2 protein-coding genes are annotated in these 1,755 nt (G+C 73.3%); both read left to right on the forward strand.

The features are described from left to right. Positions 1–985, forward strand: a 985-nt coding sequence (gene sucB / locus PLP61_RS16975; RefSeq protein ID WP_324503980.1) for a 2-oxoglutarate dehydrogenase, E2 component, dihydrolipoamide succinyltransferase, incomplete at its 5' end; no start/stop codon positions are given. A 9-nt stretch (positions 986–994) separates the two neighbouring features. Continuing rightward, the coding region (locus tag PLP61_RS16980) for a TIGR01777 family oxidoreductase (protein WP_324503981.1) at positions 995–1,755 on the forward strand (761 nt) is incomplete at its 3' end.

The raw sequence follows: 1,755 nt of genomic DNA on the forward strand, positions 1-1,755 counted from the left end.
CGCCCCCGCAGCCCCGGCCGCCTCGGCCGCACCGTCGGACACACACAGCTACGTCACCCCTCTGGTCCGCAAGCTGGCCGACCAGCACGGCGTGGACCTGGCCACGGTGACCGGGACGGGCGTCGGCGGACGCATCCGCAAGCAGGACGTGCTCGACGCCGCGAAGGCGGCCGAGGAGAGGGCGGCCCAGGAGAAGGCGGCCCGGGAGAAGGTGACCCAGGCCGCACCGCCCGCCGGGGCCCCTGCGGCGCCCGCAGCAGCCGCGCCCTCACCGCTGCGGGGCACCACCGTCGCGATGACGCGGCTGCGCAAGGTCATCGCCGCCCGGATGGTCGAGTCGCTGCAGACCAGCGCCCAGCTGACCACGGTGGTCGAGGTCGACGTGACCGCGATCGCCCGCCTGCGCGACTCGATCAAGGCCGAGTTCGCCGCCCGGGAGGGCGTGCGGCTCTCGTTCCTGCCGTTCTTCGCCAAGGCCGCGATCGACGCGCTCAAGCAGCACCCCTCGCTGAACGCGGCGATCGACACCGAGAAGGGCGAGGTGACCTACTACGACCGGGAGAACCTCGCGATCGCGGTGGACACCGAGAAGGGGCTGCTCACGCCGGTGATCAAGGACGCCGGCGACCTGTCGATCGCCGGGCTGGCCCGGCACATCGCCGACGTGGCCGATCGCACCCGGGCCAACAAGATCCTCCCCGACGAGCTGGCCGGCGGCACCTTCACGCTGACCAACACCGGCAGCCGCGGAGCCCTCTTCGACACCCCGATCATCAACCAGCCGCAGGTGGCGATCCTCGGCACCGGCACGGTCGTCAAGCGTCCGGTGGTGATCGACGACGCCAACCTCGGCGAGACGATCGCGGTGCGCCAGATGGTCTACCTCGCGCTCACCTACGACCACCGCCTCGTCGACGGTGCGGACGCCGCCCGGTTCCTCTCCGACGTCAAGGCGCGGCTGGAGTCCGGCCAGTTCGACGTCTGACCCGCACCCATGAGGATCGTCGTCGCCGGGGCCTCGGGGTTCCTCGGTCACCATCTCACCGCGCACCTGGAGGACGCCGGACACGAGGTCGTCCGGCTGGTCCGGCGAGCGCCGCGCGGCCCGCACGAGTCGGGCTGGAACCCGTACGCCGGCACGATGGACACCCGCGTGGTCCGGTCCGCCGACGTGATGGTCAACCTCGCCGGCTCTCCCACCGCCGGCAACCCGCACTCGCACGCCTGGGCCAGTGAGCTGCGCACCAGCCGGGTCACCACGACCCGGGTGCTGGCCGAGGCGGTCGCGGCGGCGCCGAACCCCCCGGCGTACCTCGCCGGCAACGGAATCTCCTACTACGGCGACCACGGCAGCGAAGTGGTGACCGAGGACTCCGACAGCCGGGGGGACGCGCTGCTGACCTCGGTGACCCGCGAGTGGCAGGCCGCGGCCGACCCCGCGGTCGAGGCGGGGGCGCGGGTGTGCATCCTGCGGACCGCCCCGGTGCTCGACCACCGCAGCGCACCGCTGAAGCAGATGCTGCTGCCGTTCCGGCTGGGACTGGGGGCCCGGTTGGGCAACGGCCGGCAGTACTTCCCGGTGATCTCGCTGCGCGACTGGGTGGCCGCGGTGACCTTCCTCGCCGAGACCCCCACGGTGGCCGGTCCGGTGAACCTGTGCTGCCCGCACACCCCGACCAACGGCGAGTTCACCGACGCGCTGGCCGGCGCGGTGGGTCGGCGGGCCCGGCTGGCGGCGCCGGCGGCGGTGCTGCG

It is taken from the genome of Nocardioides sp., from assembly GCF_035429765.1.
Taxonomy (GTDB): domain Bacteria; phylum Actinomycetota; class Actinomycetes; order Propionibacteriales; family Nocardioidaceae; genus Nocardioides.